The organism is Bradyrhizobium sp. NBAIM01 (assembly GCF_020194115.1).
Classification (GTDB): Bacteria; Pseudomonadota; Alphaproteobacteria; order Rhizobiales; family Xanthobacteraceae; genus Bradyrhizobium; species Bradyrhizobium yuanmingense.
The window spans coordinates 39,689-59,099 of record NZ_JADYVU010000020.1; the positions used below are offsets into that span (position 1 = coordinate 39,689).

At 61.4% G+C, this 19,411-nt stretch carries 13 protein-coding genes; 5 read left to right on the forward strand and 8 right to left on the reverse strand.

Annotation, left to right across the window (positions count from 1 at the left end; all coding sequences use genetic code 11):
• Positions 1–17 precede the first annotated feature (17 nt).
• Genes I6F31_RS33645 through I6F31_RS33660 form a run of 4 tightly spaced genes read left to right on the forward strand, consistent with a single transcriptional unit; the run spans position 18 to position 4,778 of the window.
• Positions 18–1,229, forward strand: a complete 1,212-nt coding sequence (locus I6F31_RS33645) for an acyltransferase (protein WP_225186839.1) — start codon at positions 18–20, stop codon at positions 1,227–1,229.
• Between the two features lie 7 nt (positions 1,230–1,236).
• Entirely contained in the window at positions 1,237–2,574 is a 1,338-nt protein-coding gene (locus I6F31_RS33650) for a hypothetical protein (protein WP_225112413.1), read from the forward strand.
• A 9-nt stretch (positions 2,575–2,583) separates the two neighbouring features.
• Positions 2,584–3,690, forward strand: coding sequence for an acyltransferase (locus I6F31_RS33655; RefSeq protein ID WP_036013947.1), 1,107 nt, complete (start codon positions 2,584–2,586; stop codon positions 3,688–3,690).
• Positions 3,687–4,778, forward strand: a complete 1,092-nt coding sequence (locus I6F31_RS33660; protein WP_036013946.1) for an acyltransferase — start codon at positions 3,687–3,689, stop codon at positions 4,776–4,778. The genes I6F31_RS33655 and I6F31_RS33660 overlap by 4 nt, the downstream gene beginning before the upstream one ends.
• A 17-nt stretch (positions 4,779–4,795) precedes the next feature.
• On the opposite strand, the gene I6F31_RS33665 is transcribed toward I6F31_RS33660, so the two are convergent.
• Both I6F31_RS33665 and I6F31_RS33670 read right to left on the reverse strand, forming a co-directional pair.
• Positions 4,796–5,911 (reverse strand): glycosyltransferase, encoded by a 1,116-nt coding sequence (locus I6F31_RS33665; protein WP_051057157.1) that lies wholly within the window; start codon positions 5,909–5,911, stop codon positions 4,796–4,798.
• A 1-nt stretch (position 5,912) separates the two neighbouring features.
• The gene (locus I6F31_RS33670) at positions 5,913–6,746 is read right to left on the reverse strand and encodes a polysaccharide pyruvyl transferase family protein (RefSeq protein WP_050991696.1); all 834 of its coding nucleotides are present in this window, start codon (positions 6,744–6,746) and stop codon (positions 5,913–5,915) included.
• Positions 6,747–6,869: 123 nt separating this feature from the next.
• On the opposite strand from I6F31_RS33670, the gene I6F31_RS33675 reads away from it, so the two are divergent.
• The gene (locus tag I6F31_RS33675) at positions 6,870–8,336 is read left to right on the forward strand and encodes a lipopolysaccharide biosynthesis protein (RefSeq protein ID WP_225186840.1); all 1,467 of its coding nucleotides are present in this window, start codon (positions 6,870–6,872) and stop codon (positions 8,334–8,336) included.
• A 25-nt stretch (positions 8,337–8,361) separates the two neighbouring features.
• Here the strand turns inward: I6F31_RS33675 and I6F31_RS33680 are convergent, their stop codons facing one another.
• From I6F31_RS33680 to I6F31_RS33705, 6 genes are all read right to left on the reverse strand, one after another.
• A complete protein-coding gene (locus I6F31_RS33680) occupies positions 8,362–9,486 on the reverse strand; it encodes an acyltransferase (RefSeq protein ID WP_225186841.1) in 1,125 nt (374 codons plus the stop codon).
• Positions 9,487–9,736: 250 nt separating this feature from the next.
• The gene (locus I6F31_RS33685; RefSeq protein WP_225186842.1) at positions 9,737–13,645 is read right to left on the reverse strand and encodes an RHS repeat protein; all 3,909 of its coding nucleotides are present in this window, start codon (positions 13,643–13,645) and stop codon (positions 9,737–9,739) included.
• Between the two features lie 539 nt (positions 13,646–14,184).
• Positions 14,185–15,576 carry a hypothetical protein gene (locus tag I6F31_RS33690; RefSeq protein ID WP_225186843.1) on the reverse strand — a complete coding sequence of 464 codons (1,392 nt, stop codon included), beginning with the start codon at positions 15,574–15,576 and terminating at the stop codon, positions 14,185–14,187.
• Positions 15,573–16,841, reverse strand: a complete 1,269-nt coding sequence (locus tag I6F31_RS33695) for a glycosyltransferase family 4 protein (RefSeq protein WP_225186844.1) — start codon at positions 16,839–16,841, stop codon at positions 15,573–15,575. The genes I6F31_RS33690 and I6F31_RS33695 overlap by 4 nt, the downstream gene beginning before the upstream one ends.
• Positions 16,842–16,871: 30 nt before the next feature.
• Entirely contained in the window at positions 16,872–18,212 is a 1,341-nt protein-coding gene (locus I6F31_RS33700; RefSeq protein WP_225186845.1) for a hypothetical protein, read from the reverse strand.
• The gene (locus I6F31_RS33705; protein ID WP_225186846.1) at positions 18,212–19,390 is read right to left on the reverse strand and encodes a glycosyltransferase; all 1,179 of its coding nucleotides are present in this window, start codon (positions 19,388–19,390) and stop codon (positions 18,212–18,214) included. Before I6F31_RS33705 ends, I6F31_RS33700 begins: the two co-directional genes overlap by 1 nt.
• Between the last annotated feature and the right edge of the window lie 21 nt (positions 19,391–19,411).

Consider the following 19,411-nt stretch of genomic DNA (forward strand, 5'->3'; position numbering starts at 1 on the left):
AGCTACGGAATGTTGATGTGACGGAGTTGGTTCATCGTGAGAAGGCGCACGTCCTGCCGCTCGACAGCATCCGGGGGATCGCCGCGACTTCCGTGGTGATCCACCATCTGCTGCTGATGCCAACCTTTCTCGCGGCATTCCCGCACAACGCCTGGATCAACTGCTCCTTCTTCAGGAGTGCATGGCTGCTGGTCGATCTGTTCTTCGTTCTCAGCGGAATGGTCATGGCGCTCAGCTATGTCGAGAACGACTTCACGCGCTTCTCGCTGCGCGAATTTATGGTACGGCGCCTGGCGCGAGTCTACCCGCTGCATATCGTCATGCTGCTGGCAAACCTCGTCTTTCGCCTGCTGCGCATCGGCCTGGTCATGGCGGGGGTGGTCGTCGCCGCGCCTGCGGCGTTCGAAGTGAACAATGCCTATTCCTTCGGCCTCAACGTCCTGCTTCTCCACTCGATGGGGTTCATCGACTATCTCAGCTGGAATGCGCCGAGCTGGAGCATCAGCGTTGAGTTCTACACCTACCTGGTGTTTGGTCTGATCGTTCTCATTGCCCTGCGCATGCGCTCGCTGGCGTGGTTTTATGTCCTCTCCGGGCTGCTCGCGGTCGGAAGTCTCGTCTTCATCATCTTCGTGCTCGAAAAGAAGAGCATCGAGCTTCAGACGGATTTCGGCTTGCTACGCTGCTTCGTCGGCTTTTTCCTGGGCGTCTTGATGGTGAGGATCGTCGATCGCCTGCCGGCCAAGCCGGGGCCTGCCGTGCAGGGCGCATTGCAATTCGTCGCCATGATCGCGAGCATCGTCCTGGTGTCCCTGGCGGAGGCCAATCCTGCCGCGACCTTCCTCGCGCCAGTGATGTTCGCGATCTTCCTCGGCAGCCTGCTGGCCTTTCCGGATGCGCTGCTGGTGCCGCGGATCCTGGTGGCCAAGCCGCTGATCTGGTTGGGGCGTCGTTCGTATTCGATCTATATGGTGCACGCGCTCGTGGTGCTGCTGGCTGAATACTTCGTGCGGGGCGTGGGGGCGGGGCGAATCGCCGCCCTGGATTCGATCTGGGCAGGCCTGCCGGCGACGCTGAATCTCGTCGTTTCACTGGCCGCCGTGCTCGCGGTTTCCCACCTCACCTATCTCTATGTCGAAATTCCCGGCGGTAGGCTCCTGCGAAATGCATTCGGAAGCCCCCCGGATTTTGCGCCAACCCCCGCCCGATCGGCGCGGCTGAGCAACTGAGCCGCGCATGAGCACCTTCGCGCTGCAACCCCGCAGGATGATGCTGATCAGCCTCAATATCGAGGCGATCGCGCTCGCAGCCTATCTGGTCCGGGATGCCTTCGGCGGTATGATGCGGTACTACACCAGCATCATGCATTTGGACGCGCTTTGGTTCGTGCCGGATGGCATTGCGCTTCTGTGCCTGGTCCAGTTCATCGTGCATTGCATCTTGCGCAATCGCAGTATCATGGCTGCAGTTGTCCTCGTGCAGATCATGCTGTCGCTGGTGCTCGGCTACTTCATGCTGGGGACGGTCAACGCGGCGATGTCGTCGTTTAAGATGATGCTCCCGGTGTTCGTCGGATTTTGTTTCTGCGACACCAGTCTGGGCTCCTACAAGAAGTTGCTGTCGGTCATCGCCGCGACGTTCTACCTCTCGCTGATCGGCGTGCTGCTGACGAAATTCTACTTCATGCCCTGGGTCGGATACAAATATGAGTCCTTCGGCGCCGTTCGTGAGGCGGGTCGCTTATGGTGGGCCTATGGCGGTGACGATCAGCGTCTCACGGGCTTTGCTGCCGAAAGTACCATGGCGGCCTTCTTCATACTCGTGTCCTTCGCAATTACGTCGATCCGTAAGAGCACGCTTTGGTGCCTTCTGTACGGCTCCCTTGCGGTCTACATCATCCGTCTGACGACCAGCAAGACGACCATGATCGTCCTCGTGCTCTACTTGATTCTGCTGGTGTTCGTGCGGATGCTGCCGGAGAAGTCGCGCTTCTCCGCGATACGGAACATTGCATTGTGGTCGTTTGCCGCGATCCTGGTGCCGTTCTTCATGATCGTGCTCGCTTCGGGTACCGCCGCGGTGCCGCACACGACCCTGTTCAGCATCGTCGACCGCATCAACAACAGCTGGCAACTGCCGTTCGTCTACCTGAGCCAGCTCATGCCCGTTGGTCTCGTGACCGGCTGCGGCGTGGGCTGCTTCAACTATCCGCAGAAGCTGTTCTCGCCGCTCGCCGCCTTCTGGGTTCCCGTCGACAATTTCTACATCGGCACGTATCTGATGTTCGGACTCCCGTTCGTCGCATTCATGGTGATGGTATTCCGGGCGACGTTCGGCACGACCGACGTCTACAAGCTGACGCTGATCTTCGTCGTCAACTTGTTCACGATCACCGTTCTGAATTACGGCCCGGCGTCCGGCCTGCTGATCATCGCGTTGAGCTTCAGCGAGGTGTTCTCGCGGCGCGCGACCACCGCGCGGGCGGGCGACGCCGTGCCAATCATCGTACGGCCACCGATGCCGTCATTAGAAGGCTTCCGCCCGGATGTACCGGCGGCGAGCGGAAGCAGGTGAGAACGAACAATGCATAAACGGCTCGCATTCATCGACACACTGCGCGGCATTGCCGTGCTGGCCGTCCTGGTCCAGCACGTATTCGAGGTCATCCTGGAAAAGCACCCGACGGGTGTCTATTACGGGCCCCTCCACGACATATTCGGCTACTACATGAACTTTGGCCGGTTCGGGGTCGTGTTGTTCTTCTTCGTGAGCGGCTTCGTCATTCCGTTCAGCTTCCCGGACAGCGCCACGCCTGTGCGCGATTTTACGATCAGCCGCTTCTTCCGGCTCTATCCGGCTTATTGGACTTCGATCGTTGTCGGGCTCGTGTCGGTGCAGCTGCTGGATTCGAAGAGTTTTCCGCTGGGGCAGATCGCCGCTAACGTGACGATGTTGCAGACTTTCGTGAACGTCCCGAATCTCTGGGTGTTCTATTGGACGCTGGCGATCGAACTCTTGTTCTACGTCGGATGCACCATTCTCTTTGCGATGGGGCTGCTCAACCGGCGCTTCACGGCGGTGACCATCGTCGTTGCCGCCGCGCTGGTGGGAACCACAGCTGCACTTTTCGTTGAGAGCAGGGCAGTCTCCTCGGTGATGGAGGTCGGCTTGAACCTCTCGGCGATGTTCCTGGGCAAGATCATCCGCGACACCGTCATTGGCGGCAAGCTGCGGTGGACGCATGTGACCGTCTGCACGCTTCTGTATGCGGTCTTCGCCGCCACCCTGTCCGACCGCCGGTTCGGCGGCGTGTATCACGAGAATTTCTTCTACAGTTATTCGATCGGATCGGCCTATATCTCCGCGGCGCTTGTCTTCATCGGCTTTGCCGTGTTCGGCGAACGGATGGCCTGGCGTCCGATGGCATTCGTCGGCGTGATCAGCTATTCGGTCTATCTGATGTCGCCGTTCGCGATCGTCTACGTCCACCGCCTGGTATGGTTCGGCGACGGACCCCTCGGATGGTCGATCTTCCTGGTCGTCATCCTGGCATTGTCGATCCTCGTCAGTTGGATGACATACACGTTCATCGAGAAGCCCAGCATTTCCTTCGGGCAAAGATTCCGCTCCGCGCGAAGAAAGCCTGTCGTCCTCGAGCCAGTGCTCAGCACCCAGGGTGCCGCAGAGTGATCAAGGCACCTCACCAGCCGGGCGCCGCCTATGATGGATCGTTCCTTCCTTCGGTCCAGGGCCTTCGTGCCATCGCGGCGCTGAGCGTGCTGATGGATCATTTCTACGACATGCCGAAGGCAGGCATGTACGACATCCCGAATCCCGGTTTTCTGCCGCCGCTCTGGCCCTGGCTGCAGTCGGTGATCAATGTCGGCGGGCACGGTGTCGAGCTGTTCTTCATGATCAGCGGCTTCCTGATCCCGGCCAGTCTGATACGCCACGGTTCGCTGTCGCGGTTCTTCTTCGACCGCGTCCTGCGCATCATGCCGGTGTTCGTCGTGCTGCATCTTGCGCTGTTCGCGATCGGGCCGATCGTGGCCTACAAGTTCTTCCGCGGGATCGATCTCACCAGCTATCTCGCGATCTTTGCGGCCAACCTGTTCTTCGTGCAGGACGCGCTCGGGTTGCCCATTGCCCAGCAGAATGCCTGGACGCTGACCTATGAGTGGGCATTCTACATCTGGTTTGCGCTGACATTCTCGATGTGGCGCGCCGGCGGCAGGCTGCTGGCTGCGCCTCTGATCCTGCTGGGCGTGGCCTGCCTGATGCGCTGGCCGATCACCGCGTTCTTCTGCATCGGGATGCTGTTCAGCGCGACGGGATTTCGCATTTCCATTCCCGGACGGCTCGGTCTGGTCGCAGGGCTCGTCTGCGGGGCCGCGCTGTATGCGAGCCTGGTGCTGTTTCATCCGTTCGTGGGCCTCATTCCCGGATTTCTGCTGTTCGCCATGGTGCTCGCCCCGGAATCAGGCCTCGGGAAGGCCCTGAGCACGCCGGCGCTCCAATATATCGGCAAGATCAGCTACAGCCTCTATCTCGTGCACCCCTTCGTGCTCTTCCCCTTGCAAGTGGTTGGCCTGAAGCTGGTTGCCGCCGGCGTCGACCGCTGGCTGCTATGGGCGGCTTTCATCGGACTCGGGCTGGTGATGTCACTGGCTGCAAGTGCGATCAGCTATGAACTGATCGAGGTCCGGCTGAGGCGCTTGCTGGACGGCGCGTTCCGCAGCACGTTCTTTCGACCGCTGAAAGTGGGGCAATCGGCTTGAGAAAGCGCGTGTCGCGCTCACTTCACGGTACGACCGGCGAGCCTGTGATAGGATCCAAGCAACCGTTCGGCAATGTGGTCCCAGTTCAGAGGGCCGGCCGCGGTCTGCCGCGCGCCGTCAGCCAACGTTGTGGCGAGTGAATTCGACGTCAGCACGCGCTCGAGTGCATCGGCGAGCGCATTGGCATCGCCGGGAGGGACCAGGAGACCATTGACGCCGTCCGTCACGACGTCGGGAATGCCACCGGTGGCGCTGGCGACGACGGGACGCGCATTCCCATAGGCGGATGCGAGCACCCCGCTTTGTGATGCATCCTTGTAGGGCAAGGCAACCACCGTAGCAGATTGAAACAGACGTCCGGTATCCGCAGGCGAAATGTAGGCATTGATGGTCTTGACCGTCGGCATTGCCTCCATCCGGGCGCCGAGCCGTGTCATCTCGGGGCCGCGCCCGGCGACGATCGCTTCATGCGCGACGCCGCGCTGGGCCAACATGTCGATCGCGTCGATGAAGACGTCGAGGCCCTTGTAAGCCCACATCCGTCCAAAAAACAGGATGCGTCCGGATTCGGGCTCGGTGAACGAGCTTTTGTCCGGCGGAACCATCAGCACGCCGTGCATGCTGCAAACCGTCTCGCCCTTGAAGTCGGGCGAAGCGCGATGAAAATCTGCAATGCAGCTCTCGCCGTGCGTCGTGACGATCGAGGCGGCCGCACGCATGCGTCCGCGCCAGGCATCTTCACGGGGCGAGGTGCCGGAGCCGCCCTCCGAGTGCGGGATAGCATCGTGAACGGTCAGCACCAGGGGAATGCCGAGCGGACGCAGGAGCTGAATCAGCTTGGACGTGTAGATCTCGGGAACTTCGTGACAATGGATCACGTCCGGGCGGAAGGAAATTATGTCGACGAACGAGGCAGGGATGCCGATTGCGCCGCCGCGCCGCAGACTGAGGTCGCGAATCCGTGTCTCGAACGGCGCCGTCACAGCGATATCGGCAAGCTCCCATTGCTGGTTCGCGTCTTTGCGGTTGAGCACAAGCCGAACGTCGCAATGATGCGCCAGTCCCGATGCGAGCCGGTAGGAATATTCCGCAAAATGCGGCGCGTAGATGGCCACGCGAAGGCGCTTGGCCATGTTAGTTCTTTCCGCTCCAGAGGTCGATCGGGAATGCACTCATCAAGGCACGATGATCAAAGTTGAGGCGCGCAGCTCCCCCCATCTCGCGACCTTCGTCAATACTCGTCGCAAACTCGACGGCGAACCGGCCGGTGCCCTCATAATAGTCATGATACTTGAACTCGGCCTCTCCGCTGCTCAGCCGTACGTATCGAGCCGGTATCCCGAATGCCTCGGCGACGATGATGCCGTGGAGCGAGCTGGCCAGAACCAGTTCAGCTTCGAGAATGGCGTCAATTCGCCGGTTCCAGGATCCCAGTGGTGAGACCACCGTATCGGCGGCAGGGTCGACGATGTTCAAATCGTGCAAATTCGGAACAAACACCCACGGCTTCTTGGCAGTAGGGCGAAAACGATTTGGAAACAGCTGAGGAAGCAGCAAGGCCGGATCTCCGAACACTTCGGGAACCGCGATGCCCCGGCGCTGCAGAACTTCCCGGGTACGGGGGCCGCGCACCGCTCGCACGTCCAAATTCTGCACGCGATGGTTGAGGTCACCTTGGCCGGGGCGTCCGTTTACGCCGCTTCCCCAGATCACATCGCCATTTCGCGCGTAGTGGAGCACGGAGCCGATCGCGAACAAGCGCGCTTGCCGCGGCACCTCATCGGCGAGCGTATAGCCGAATTGCCGCAAGAGATGGTCAACGACAACGATCGAAAGATGATCACCGAAATTGATCGTTCCATCGTCGGGACGCCAGAAGAACAAGTCCACGTGCGGATAGGGCAGTTGATGAATAAAGTCGCAGCCGACCTCGTTGATCAGCCGTCGTAGATTGCCTCGAAAATTCATGCTGCCTCGGATGTAGCTGCTTTCTTGCCGTAGTGTCCTCGTAAACAAGGCGACTATTGGACCATAGCAGCCAATGGCTCTCGACGAATGTCGACCTAACCCCGAATTGTGACAGGCTTCCAATTGCGCCACGAGATTATCAAGCCGCGCTCGATCGTTTCGGGCGTCATTTGGTCGGCGCTCGATTCCGCGGTCGGGCAGGCGCTCACGCTCGCAATCTACATGATCATGGCGCGGCTGCTGTCGCCGCAGATTCTCGGCATCGTGGCAACGGGAGCGCTGGCGCTCGAGTTCTGCCGGGCAGTCCTGATCGAGAGCATCGCGATTGCCGTCCAGGCGCGTCCCGATCCGAAGGATGAGGATTACACTGCCTCGTTTTGGCTCATCGCGGGCCTCTCCTTGTTTGCAGCACTCGCACTGTTCGCCTCGAGCGGCGCCATCGAACGATTCTCCGGTCTTTCGGATCTTGCCATCGTTCTCAAGGGATTTTGCATCGTGGTGGCCGTGCAAGGCCTGTCACGGACGCACGAAGCCTGGCTGACGCGCAATCAACTCTTTCGATCCCTCGCCATCCGTTCGCTTTCTTCAATCTCTATCGGCGGGGCGGTAGGGATCGCGCTGGCGATACAGGGATACGGGGTCGTTGCGCTGGTCGGACAGCTCGTCTCGACTTCGTTGATCTCGCTGGTCAGCCTTTGGATCCTGACGCCCTGGCGCCCTCGGCTCCGGGTCAGCCGGCAGGCTGTTATCGATCTCCTGAGTTATGCGCGCTACGTGGCGCTGACGGGAATCACGAACTTTGCCAATGCCAATTCCGATCTGATTTTCGTCACTTGGTATACCGGCGCCGCCGGCGCGGGCTTCTACAGCCTCGCCAAGCGCCTGGTCAACGCCGTGAGTACCGTGATCGGGAATGCGTTGAACCGCGTGTTCTTTTCGACCATCGCTGGCCTCCAGCATGACCGGGAAGCATCGCGTTCGACGCTGGTGGACTTCGTCAAATACACGTCACTGCTGACAGCCCCGCTTTTCGCGGGCATAGCGGCTCTGGCACCGGATCTCATCGTCGGTTTCTTCGGATCCAAGTGGGGCGAGGCCGCCCCTCTACTCGCGATCATGTCGATCACCGGGTTCTTGACCACGATCGGCCTCTACAATCACTCGGTGATCCTGGCATTCGGCAAACCGCACTGGCAGACTTGGCTGACGCTGATATACGCGGTTTCGAACATAACGATCTTCATCCTCGCTGCGCCATTTGGCCTTATCGCCATCGCTGTCGGCTACGTCGTTCGCGCCTTGTTGCTGTATCCACTGTCCGCCGGAGCCTCGATGCGGATCTTGGCGCTCGGCATCAGGCCCTATGCCGCGGCGCTGATGCCGGCACTTGCGGGCTCCGCGGTGATGGCGTGCGCGGTGGTTGCTGCCTCCATTACCATGCCGGCCACGTCGCCATGGCTGCGTCTCTCCGCGCTCGTGCTGCTTGGTTCTTCGGTCTATCTTGCCGTTGTCATGGCGGTCGCCCGGCCGGCCGTGGTGCGGATATGCCAGGAAGTCTGGGGTCGTGTGCGGCGATCGTCTAAGACCTAGCCAGAATTCGGCCTGCACGCACCAGTTAGCTTGCGTTGGCCGCCTGTCTGGCCTCGGCAAGATCGAGCGGCTCGGGCTTCGGGACGCGGGCTGATCTTGCCCCGCCAGGCGCAAGCCGGTTGATCAATCTTCTAGCGGGATCTTCGACGTAGCGATATGTCACGTCGGCAACGACTGTCAGAACGATGCAGCAGACCAATGCAAACACCGGAAACATGCTTGGCTGAAGTCCGAAATAGTGCCAGGCCGGCTTGAAGAGCAGGATCAACAGCACTTCGTGCATCATGTAGATGGCATATGACGTGTTGCCGAGGCGGCCGAGCCAATCGGAGCCGGGAAACCGCGCGAAGGCGCTTTCTCCCGTGGCTGTGACGAGGATCGCGAGAGAGAACAGTATGATTGCAAGGTCGGGCTTGGCAAAGAAGTTGAGAACCAGAACCGAGACGGCAAACAGCGCTATTCCGGCGAATGCAACCGGCTTCTTGCGATAGTCGCTCGAGAGCCTGAACAGGACGGTTAGGAGAATCCCGTTCAGGAAGCTCGGAAGCGCCCGTAACATCCCGAAATCGAAAGTTGCCCCGTACATCTGAGAGCGTTCCTGCCAGATCGGCAGGTGAGCATGGGCAAGGATGCCGTAAGAGAGCGCGACGATGATCGCCAGCATCAGCGGCGAGATCCTCCCGGCCAGCAGCATGAACAATGGGAATAATAGGTAACAGAACAGCTCGGCGCTGATGGACCAAGCCGGCGAGTTGAAGCTGAGATGATCTGTAATACCCCACGCCTGCACGAGGAAGAGGTTTTGAATGAAATCCGTCAAGCTCGCGTGCGAGGTCGGACCGGATATGCCCATGAGAGCAAGGACCGCGAATATCAACAAGGTGAGCAGATGCAAGGGGTAGATCCGCGCGATCCGCCTAACGAGAAAGCGCGCATAGGAGCGCAGGCCGGTCGAGCTTGAAGGATAGGAATAGGAGATCACGAAGCCGGACAGGATGAAGAACATGTCCACGAACAGGCCATAGGACCCGTTCCAGGCCGGTGAGATGCCCTTGTCGATCAGCTTCAGGTGGAAGATGAAGACCCCGAGCGCGGCGACGAAGCGGTAGAAGTCGAGAACGACAAAACGTCTTGCTTCACTGGCTTCCATCGGGGCTCGGTTTCCTTGCACGTTTCGTCGCTCTTCTAGAGACGAATTGTGACGCAAGTTCGCAAGCGCGGCGGCCGATGGCGGCACAACCCGACGATCCCTCCGAATTCATGGGGCTCATCCGATTGCGGATGGCAGAGAGCCCTTTGCTCATCGATGAGGCAGGCGCCCGACCAACGAGCGATCAGGGGCCGGGACATGGTCCCGGCCCCCAGCGACGTTGGCGCCCGTTTGGGCAGGTCTCACCGGCTCAAACGAACACGAAGTCGTGGCTCGTCAGGCTGGAGACGTAGACGTTCTTCAGCAGAATCGAGTCGGTCGCCGAGAACGTGATGAGCGCGTTCGTGCCGGACTGCGTGATCTGGAGCTGGCTGTAGTCCTCCGCCAGCAGTTTCGAGATCGCGATCGTGTCGTGCGTCGTCCCGCTGCCGGCCTGGAAGTTGAGGATCTGGTCCTGGCCGTGGTCGTACGCGATGGTCGTCGAGTTCGGCGCCGCCGAGAACACGTCATTGCCGGCCCCGCCCTGGATCGTCACGCCGCTGGCGACGGCCGTGACGTTATGGGTGCCATCGGACTTGGTCTGATCGATGAACTCGAGCGCCTTGGCGGTGTTGTAGCTCTCGTGCTGCGTGACGCCGGCCTGTCCGTTGAAGTTGAACAGGAAGACGTCCCTCGAGCCGTCGGCGTGGCTGGCGATCTCCTGGGTCTTGATGCCGGCACTGTTATAGATGTCGGTCAGCTTGCTGCCGTCATTGTTGATGACCTGGGTATAGTCCAGAGTGCCGTCGGCGTGGGTCCTTGTGATCTCGACGATCTTGCCCGATGCATCGAGGTGCTGGTGCTGCGTCGTGTAGGACTGGCCTGTGATGTTGTAGTTCCAGTTGTCCGACGTGCCGTCGGCGTTCTTGATATAGGCAGCGGTCTTGATACCGCCGGTGTAGACCGTGGTGGAACTGTAGCCGTCGCTCTTGGTCGTCACCTCGCTGGTGATAATTCCTTTGGCGTCATACCAGCCCGAGGTCTTGGTGCCGTCGGCGCTCTGCACAAGGGTGAATGCCAGGCTGTCGTCGGCGTGGGTCCGCACGATGTGCGTAAGGAAACCGGTGGTATCGTAGGTATCGTGCTCTTTCGTGTAGTTCTGACCGATGACGTTGAAGAGATAGACATCCCTCGAGCCGTCGGAGTGATAGTCGGTTTGTGTCTTCTTGAGGCCTGAAGCGTCGTAATTGGTCACGACGCTGCCACCGTCGCTGCCGACGACCTGGGTATAGTCGAGCGTGCCGTCTGCGTGCCAGCGGGTCACCTCCGTCGTCTTGCCGGTCGGATCGAGATGCTGGTGCTGCGTGGCATAGCTCTGGCCGGTGATGTTGTAGGTGTAATTGTCTTGGCTCAGGTCGGCATTGGTGATGTAGGCCGCAGTTTTCAGGCCGTTGGTATAGACCGTTGTCGAGCTGTAACCGTCGGCCTTCGTGATCACCTCGCTGGTGAGGACCCCCTTTGCATCGTACCAGTCCGTCGTCTTGGTCCCGTCCTTGCTCTGCACCAGCTTGAACGCCATGCTGCCGTCCGCGTGCTTCCGGATCAGCGTCGTGAGGAAGCCGGTTGCATCGTAGACGTTGTGTTCGGTCGTGTAGTTCTGGCCGGTGATGTTGTAGACGAAGACATCCTTGCTGCCATCAGCGTGGTACTCGGATTGTTTCGTCCGTACTCCCGTCGAGTCATAGATGGTGACGACGCTGCTCCCGTCGTTGTTGACGACCTGGGTATAGTCGAGCGTGCCGTCCGCGTGCTTGCGGGTGACGGACGTGACCTTGCCGGACGGATCGATGTGCTGGATCAGCGTGGTGTAGCTCTGGCCGGTGATGCCATAGGCATAGTTGTCCAGACTACCGTCGGCGTTCTTGATGTAAACTTTTGTCTTGACGCCGTTGCTGTAGAGGGTTGTCGAGGCGAAGCCGTCGGCCTTTTGGACCACCTCGCTGGTGAGGCTGCCGGCGGCATTGTACCAGTTGGTCGTCTTGGTGCCGTCGGCGGTCTGCATCAGCTCGAAGGCCAGGCTGCCGTCGGCATGCAGGCGCGTCAGGGTCGTGAGGAATCCGGTCGAATCGTAGACGTCGTGCTGGGTCGTATAGTTCTGTCCCTTGATGTTGTACGTCCAGACATCCTTGCTGCGATCGGCATGGTAGGCGGTCTCGACCAGTTTCACTCCCGTGGCGCTGTACAACGTGATCACGCTGCTGCCGTCACTATTGTAGACCTGGGTCGAGTCCAGCGAGCCGTCGGCATGGCTGCGGATCACCGAAGTGACCTTCCCCGAAGCGTCGAGATGCTGCACCTGGGTGGTGAAGCTCTTGCCCGTGATGTTGTAGGTATAGTTGTCCTGCGAGCGGTCCGCGTTCTTGACGTAGGCGGCTGTCTTCACGCCGTTGGTGTAGAGCGTGGTGGAGTAATAGCCGTCGGGCTTCTGGACGACTTCGCTCAGCAGGGTGCCGGCCGTGTTGTAGGTGTCGGTTGTCCGGGTTGCGTCGGTTCCGACATGAACGAACTTCGTCTGCACGCCGCCGGTGTAGCTGATCACGTCCTTGGAGCCGTCGCTGTGGACGATGGTGGTCGAGGTCGGCTGTCCGCTTGAATTGAGGCCGGTGTCGGATTTCGAGAGCAGCTTGCCGCTCGAATCGTAAGTCCTCGTGCTGGTCCAGGTCGCCGCCGAGTTCGTCACCGAGAACGAATATCCGCCCTGGATCTTCGAGAGCGCATTGCCGTAATGGGCGATCATGTAGTCCATGGTCGCCTTCGAGGCGACCTGCAGGACGTGGGAGTCGGTCAGGGTGATTGTCTGCAGCGCCGTCGAGTCGCTCAGATCGGACAGTTGCGGCACGATCTCCGCAGCCGTTCCGGTAACGCTGGTCCTTGTGTCCGGGGCGGGCGGCGTGGTCGGGGGCGCGTCGATCTCGATGATCACAGGGTGATCGCTGACCGGAATGGTGATGGTGCTAACGTCGGTGTAGCTGGCGATCGCTGTGGTGCCGGTCAGCGTGTCGTACACCTTCACGGTGTGATGGACCGCGCCGAGGTTCACCGTCACCGTCTGGGCCGCATTGGACAGCTCGGTATCGGTGGCATCGTTCCAGAGCTTCGGCTCGGCCCAGACGACGAGTTCGTAGGCGCCATTGCTCTTGCCGAGCACCATGCTGTTGCCGGTGGCCGGCATGTTGCTCAACGTGTAGTTCAATGGGTCAGTCGGCTGCAGGCCGCCCTTGCCGTCGTCGGCCAGAATGGTCGTCAGGTTGTGAATCGCCGTCGCGGCGAGCTTGGGCGTGCCGTCGGAGTTGAACAGGCCGAAATTGGCTTCGGGATTGGTGTTGGCTGCAGACGAGTCGCGGTCGAACAGCTCGTAGAGGTAAGTCGCACTCACGCCGGCCTTGTAGGCGACGACAAGCGTGTTCAGGATCGATTTGGCCTGCACCGTCTCGTTGGCGCCGAGATACTGGGTATTGCTTTGCGTGGTGTAGCCGGTTTCCGTGATGACGACAGGCTTTCCCGGAGCCGCGGCCATGACGGCGCTCAGCGTCGCCGCAATGGAGCTGCTCGGATTGAGGCCGGTGCTGACATAAGCGTGGGCGTTGGCATAGTCGACCGAGCCCGACATGTTGCCGAGCTGGCTGTAGCCTTGCGGATCGTTGTAGGCCAGTGACAGATTGTAGACGGGGATGCTGGCGAGCGTCGCGTTGGCATTGACGGCCTGATAGAGCGCACTCTGGAACTGGGCCGCGGCCGAAAGGCTGGAGCTGCCATTGTAGCTGAAGGGCTGGTGATTGGCCTCGTTGAGCCCCTCGATGGCGGTGATGCTGCCCGAATAGCTCGTCGCGAATTTTTGGAGCGAGGCGATGTAGTTCTGCAACCCGACCGTACCGGACTGGGGCAGCGCAGACGATACCAGAAAGTCGAATTTGTAGCCGGCGGCGGCCAGGCCCTCGACGACCGGCTGCGCAGCGGGGTTCGTGCCCATCGCGTCGCGGAGATGGGTGACGCCGATATATTCGAGGCTGTCGGCCATCAGCGCGAGGTTGTTGTAGCCGGTCCATCCGAAACCGGCGTGCGTGTTGACGCCGATGGAGTTGATGAAGCCGCTGGCGGACAGGATGGTTTGATCAGGCATTGCAAACTCGGGTTTCAGCGCGAACGAAATTGCTCGCAGGGATTTGCGTCGAAGCTTCTCTGTCGAGTGTGAATTTCAGATAAAAATCGAAGCTACAAATCGCGAGTGAAATGCGGTTCCTTGTGCAGGAACAGCTCGACTCGTATTGCAGCAGAATGCTGATGCGATGCCCGTGCAGGATGGCGTGAGAATGGCGCTTTCAAGATTTCCACGATTCACGCTGCTAAATATATGCGCAAGCCGTGCGAGTTCGATCCAACGCTTCGGCTTGAGAGCGTGTCATACGAACGCGGCGGTGGGGTGCGACTCTTTCGTCTGCGTCATCGGATGGCACAGGGAGTCGGCAGATGCCATTTTCATGGGCGATCAATCTGAAAGATTTTATCGCACTGGTTGTATCCGTATTTTCCCGGATATGACCGCTTGGTTTGATCGGGGAGGCGCAATGGTTCCGTCCAGGACCTGAATTTGAGCCGTGGCCCAACGGCTCAGTTGCTCGCCCGCTGTGTTCCGATCCGTGCCGGATGCGGCGAATTGGGCTAGCCGCGACGGGCCAGCATCAGAAAGTCGCCGCGCCATCCGACGATCGCCGTTGCGAGCGCGGCGATCACGATCTTGCCGGCAAGCCATGTCGCGGGCTCGGTCGGCATCGCGCCGAGTGATCCGATCAGGACGGCGGCCACCAGCGCCTGCGCGACCAGTGACCAGCGCGGGAATGCCTCGAACCGCAGGGTCGGACCGAGCGCAAACAGAATCGCTGCCAGCGTGGCGAGGCAAGCGCAGCCGACCGCCTGGTTCGGCGACAGGCCGGCCCATGCCGCGGCCAGCGCGACGGCAGCGACGATCGCGAGCTGGCCGGCCGCAACGATCACGAGCCTCGTTGCGAGCTTCTCCAGGTGCGGAACGACCGCGACGGTCGCCTGGAGATGCGTGTGCAGGAAATAGAAGACGGCCACAACAGGTGCCGTCGTCAGGAAGCCATCAAGGCTCTCCCGCGGCACCAGGATACGGGCTGCATCCGGAATGAAGCCGACGAGGCCGCCGAGCAGCACGAGGGTCGTGCAGACCATGAACTCGAACATCCGCCGCGTCGAGTGCACCGACTTCATGACGGTTCCGTGCTCGAAATCCTTCACGACATCGGGATAGCTCACGGTGTGGATCGCTGCATTGAGGACCCAGAACGGGCGTTGCAGCAGGTCGAGCGCAATCGAAAATCCGGCGCCGGCGCCCGTCGCACCCAGCCGGCCGATGATGATGAAGCGGAGCAGCACCGGCACCGAGAGATGGATGACGGACGCACCCGCCGCCAGCATGCCGTAGCGGGAGAAATCCTTCCAGTCGGCCAGCATCGTCCGCAGCGGAACGCGCTCCAGGGGGGTGCGATAGGCCACCAGCCCGGCGAGCAGGCCCAGGGCGTGGCCCGCACTGACGCCGAGCAGCGCCGCTTCCGCCGTTCCCCAAATCGCCGCACCCGCGGCGGCTCCGGTCAGAAGGGCGGTAGCGCGAAACGCCAGGAGAGAGGAGGCGACACCCAGCCGGTCGGACAGGCGGACCGACAGCAAATAGAGGTCGGTCAGGCCCTGAAGCACGGAGATGCCGAGGCCGAGCGCGATGATCCCGGCCGGGAGTACGCTGGCCAGAGATGCGCAGCCGCCGACCACGACGAGCGCGCCCGCGCTCGACAGGCCCGCGGCAAAAAGCGACCACCTCAGCCGCGCCGCCTCGTTCTCCCCGGCTGCTGCCAGGAAACGCAATCCGGCGAGCTGCAGCCACTCGAACATCAGGACGCAGAGCAACTGGCTCGAGGCCAGTGCCAGCGAGAAATTGGTGTAGTCGGCGGCGGGCAACAGATGACTGATCGCGAAGATCAGGATGATCGCCGCGGCGCTCTGATAGAGGTAGCCCGCCATCGCGAAGAGGCGTGTCATCTCGGAATGAGGCGCTCCTTGCCGACGGCCCGCGGCGCTTCAGTCGTTGCTGCGCGCACGCGCGACATCCGCTGCTCGCGCAATTGCTCGTACAGATTCTTGTAGGATGACAGCACGTCGGCAAATATCCATTTGTTGGTATCCGCGATCAGGCGCCGGCTGATCTCGTCGATCTTGTGCGGATCGGAGGCAACTGCAAGCATGCTGTCGGCCAGGGATCGCGGATCGGCTTCGGTCAGCCAGCCGGTCACGCCGTGCTCGATCACTTCGGGCATGCCGCCGAAACGCGTTCCGAGCAGCGGCCTGCCGGCCGCCTTGGCATCTGCGACGACGAGTGGACCGGGGTCGTGCCAGATCGATGGCGCGACCACCACGTCGACCTGCTGGTAGAAATCGTCCGGCGCCACGAAGCCCATGAACTCGATGCGCGCATGCGGCGCGAGCGCCCTGAGGCGACGCTGCTCCTCCTCGCTGACCCGGCCGGCGATCATCATCCGGATGCGGTCGGGAGGCAGCATGGCGAGAGCATGCATCAGGTTGTCGATGCCCTTCTCCTCGGTGAGCCGACCGATGAACCCGAACGTCACTTCCGTGGTGCAGACCGGGCGAGGGTAGGGCTCGCGCGGCGGCTCGGTCGAGGCGTTGCGGATCACGGTTCGGATCGGCGTCTCCGCGAACATGCCCATGTCGGTGTGAATGGACAGCACGCGCTCGCTCACGCCGACCACGGCGCTCAGCCAGTGCGTCGCCCGCTTGCGATGGAAGGTCAGGATCCCGCAGCTCGTGCAGGTGTGCTCGCATGAGCGTCCCTTGTCGAAGCGCGAGCAGCGCGGGCAGGTCAGATAATAGTCGTGAAGCGTATGCAGCACCGGGACGCCGAGCTGAGCGGCAACGCGCCAGATCGCGGTGGTGAGACCGGACAGATTGTTGGAGTGCAGCACGTCCGGCTTGAAGGCCCGGATACGTTCCGCGATCAGCGGGGCCTGCATCTGCCAGTCGTCGACCGCATGCCAGATGCTGCGCTTAACGATGTTCTTCGGCAGCGAGAAGGGCAGATGGAAGTTGCGCACCGGCGCAGAATAGACGTTGATGCCGTTGCAGCTTTCACGAACCTGCTCGGGCGCGGATGCGCTGCGGATCACCTCGACCTCATCTCCGCGCTGCACCAGGCCTTCGGCGAAGCGCCGCGCGAAGATCTCCGCACCGCCGACGATCTTGGGGGCCTGAGGCGTCGGATAAAGAGTGGACGTCAAAAGAACTTTCATCACTGAACCTCATGTCTTGCAAAATCGCGCTTACCGCGCCGGCCTTATCTCCAAAGCGGGCATGGCACCGTTGCTCGCTGCAATGAGAACCGGCGTGGTCGAAACCGGAATCCAGGCACCGGACGCAGGTCTTGCGGCCGAGTCGCACGGCATCGCAAAGGTTGCGCCGTCCTGATCCCCCTTGATCCGGACCTCGTAACGCCGCTCGGGAGTCTCGGACCATACCGCAACTCTGGCGCCGGACGTCGTCGTTGCATTGATCGACACGACGCCACTGGCGAGCTCGCGTTTCTCGGCGCTCAGGCTGGAGCGGATGAAAGCCCAGGCGCCCTGAACCGCGCAGGCGACGGGCTTCGGCGAATTGTCGAAACGGTAGAGCCCGAAATTGTGCTCCAGATCCGATGCGTCCTTTCCACTGTCCTTGAGTTCGTAGAACCACATTCCTTTGAGCCAGCGCGCCGCGGTTGATGCCCACAAGATGAGCTGCGCACTATTGTCGGACTGGGCTTGTTCGCTGACGCCGCATTTATTGGTGGCAGCCGTGGTCCACCCCGTCTCGGTGACATAGATCGGAAAATCGGGGTTTCCGCTCGCCTGGCCGACCAGGCGGTGAAACGCCGTCAGCCTGTCGATGATTTCGGCCGAGGTGCGTTTGCTCGGGCCCATGCAGAAATTGTAGAGATGGATCGATGCGCCGTCCGCATATTGAAGAATGCCCGTCCGCAGCATCTTCTCGGTCCATGTCCAGCCCAGATCGTCGCCGAGGGCGCCGACCAGGAAGGGTGCATTCGGCGCCACCCGCTTGACTACCGGCCGCGTGACCTCGGCAAGCGCCCGATAGTTTTCCGGCGAGAACGCAGGATCTTTCTTCGCCGCCAGGTTCCATTCGTTCCAAAGCTCGAACAGCGGATGCTGCGCCACCACCGATTGCGCGGCCGCCGCCGCATAATCGGCGAACCGCTGCCGCGCCTCGTCCGTCGTCGGTGGCGAGGAATTCGGAACGAGATGATGGCCGAAGGCGAGGATCAGGAGAGGGCGCGCGACGCCGGACTTGACTTGCGCTTCGAGCCTGCCAAGTCGGGGTGTGAAGCCCATCCGGCGTCCCCCAACCTCGAACTCGGACCAGGGAAAATCATCGCGAAAGGAATTGAGACCGAGTTGCTTGATCTGGGCGACGTTTTCCGAAGGCACGTATCCGCGCGCGCTCACCGGGCCGCCCAGCCCCTGATGCGTGCCGACCCCGAGCAGAAATCGGACATCGAGCGGTTGCGCCTGCTGTGCGCAGACCGAGACCGGAAGGAGAATGGATGCGATGAGGCTCGCGAGGCGGAGACTGTCGCGAACCAAGGTGCGTGGGAGCGGTGCAGCCATCAGAAATTCTTGGAGAGATCCGACTGCAGCGCCGCCTTCGTTGCGACGGGCGTCCGGTCGTCCTGAAGCAGCTCGACATAGACCTGCTGCAATTGCGCATGCGTCTTCTCGACGTCATAGAGCTGCTTGAAGCGGTCGTAGCCGCGCTGTCCCAGCACCTTGAGATCCAGGTCGAGTGCGCGCCGGAAACCATCCACGAGCGGCTGGACCGCGACGGGCTCGCAAAGCACGCCGGTCACGCCATCGACGACGATCTCGGGCAAAGCTCCGCTGCGGAACGCAAGGATGGGCTTGGCCGCGCGCATCGCTTCCAGGGCAACGAGGCCGAAGGCTTCCCAACGTGACGGGATCACGACGAGGTCGGCGGCCTCGAGCTGGGTCTCGATGGTCGGTCGGTCGAGCCAGCCCAGCAGGGACACGTTGGACGGGACGGTCGGACCTTCGTACTTGTTGACGACGGAGGCGCCGATCATGCGGACGTCCAGCACATCCTCGAGCGCGCGTGCCGCTTCGAACAGCAGATCGAACCCCTTCTGCCGGTCCAGGCGTCCGATGAACAGGACCTTGACCTTCTTCGAGGTCCAGTCCGCCGCGACGGGCTGCGGCGTGCGGTTCTTCGAGATGCCGTTGTGGACCACGGTAAGGCGGTCGGCAGGAATTCCCGCGCGCACCGCCTCGCTATACTCGTCGCCGGAGATGCAGATGATTCGGTCCGAGGTGCGCGCAAGCAGGTTCTCCGCCGCCCTCGTCAGCTTATGACTGAAGCGGCCGGTCTCGCGCGAAAATGCCCAGCCGTGCGGACAATAGACGACGCGCGGTCCGCCCGAGCGGGCTGCGAGCGCGGGCCGGAGCACGAGCCCCGCAAAGGAAGAATGCAGGTGCACCACGTCCGGTCTGAAGGCATCCAGCGCTTGCATGCTGGCACGCAGCATCTGGAATAGGCCGGCGACGCTGCGGCCGGATCGTTCGAATGTTGTAATCTGGTTGTCATCGATGGCACCGAGGTCGCCCCGATGATCCGACGGTACAACATAGTGCACGTTCTCGGCACCGAAGCTGCCCTGCTGCTGAGGATGCAACTCGTTCAGATAGCTCGCGATCCCGCCACGGATCGTTTCGGCGATGTGCAGCACTTTCATCGTTTGCCTGGCGTAGGGCCGCGTTGGAGAGCCGGACATCTGTATCCCTGTTCTGTGTTC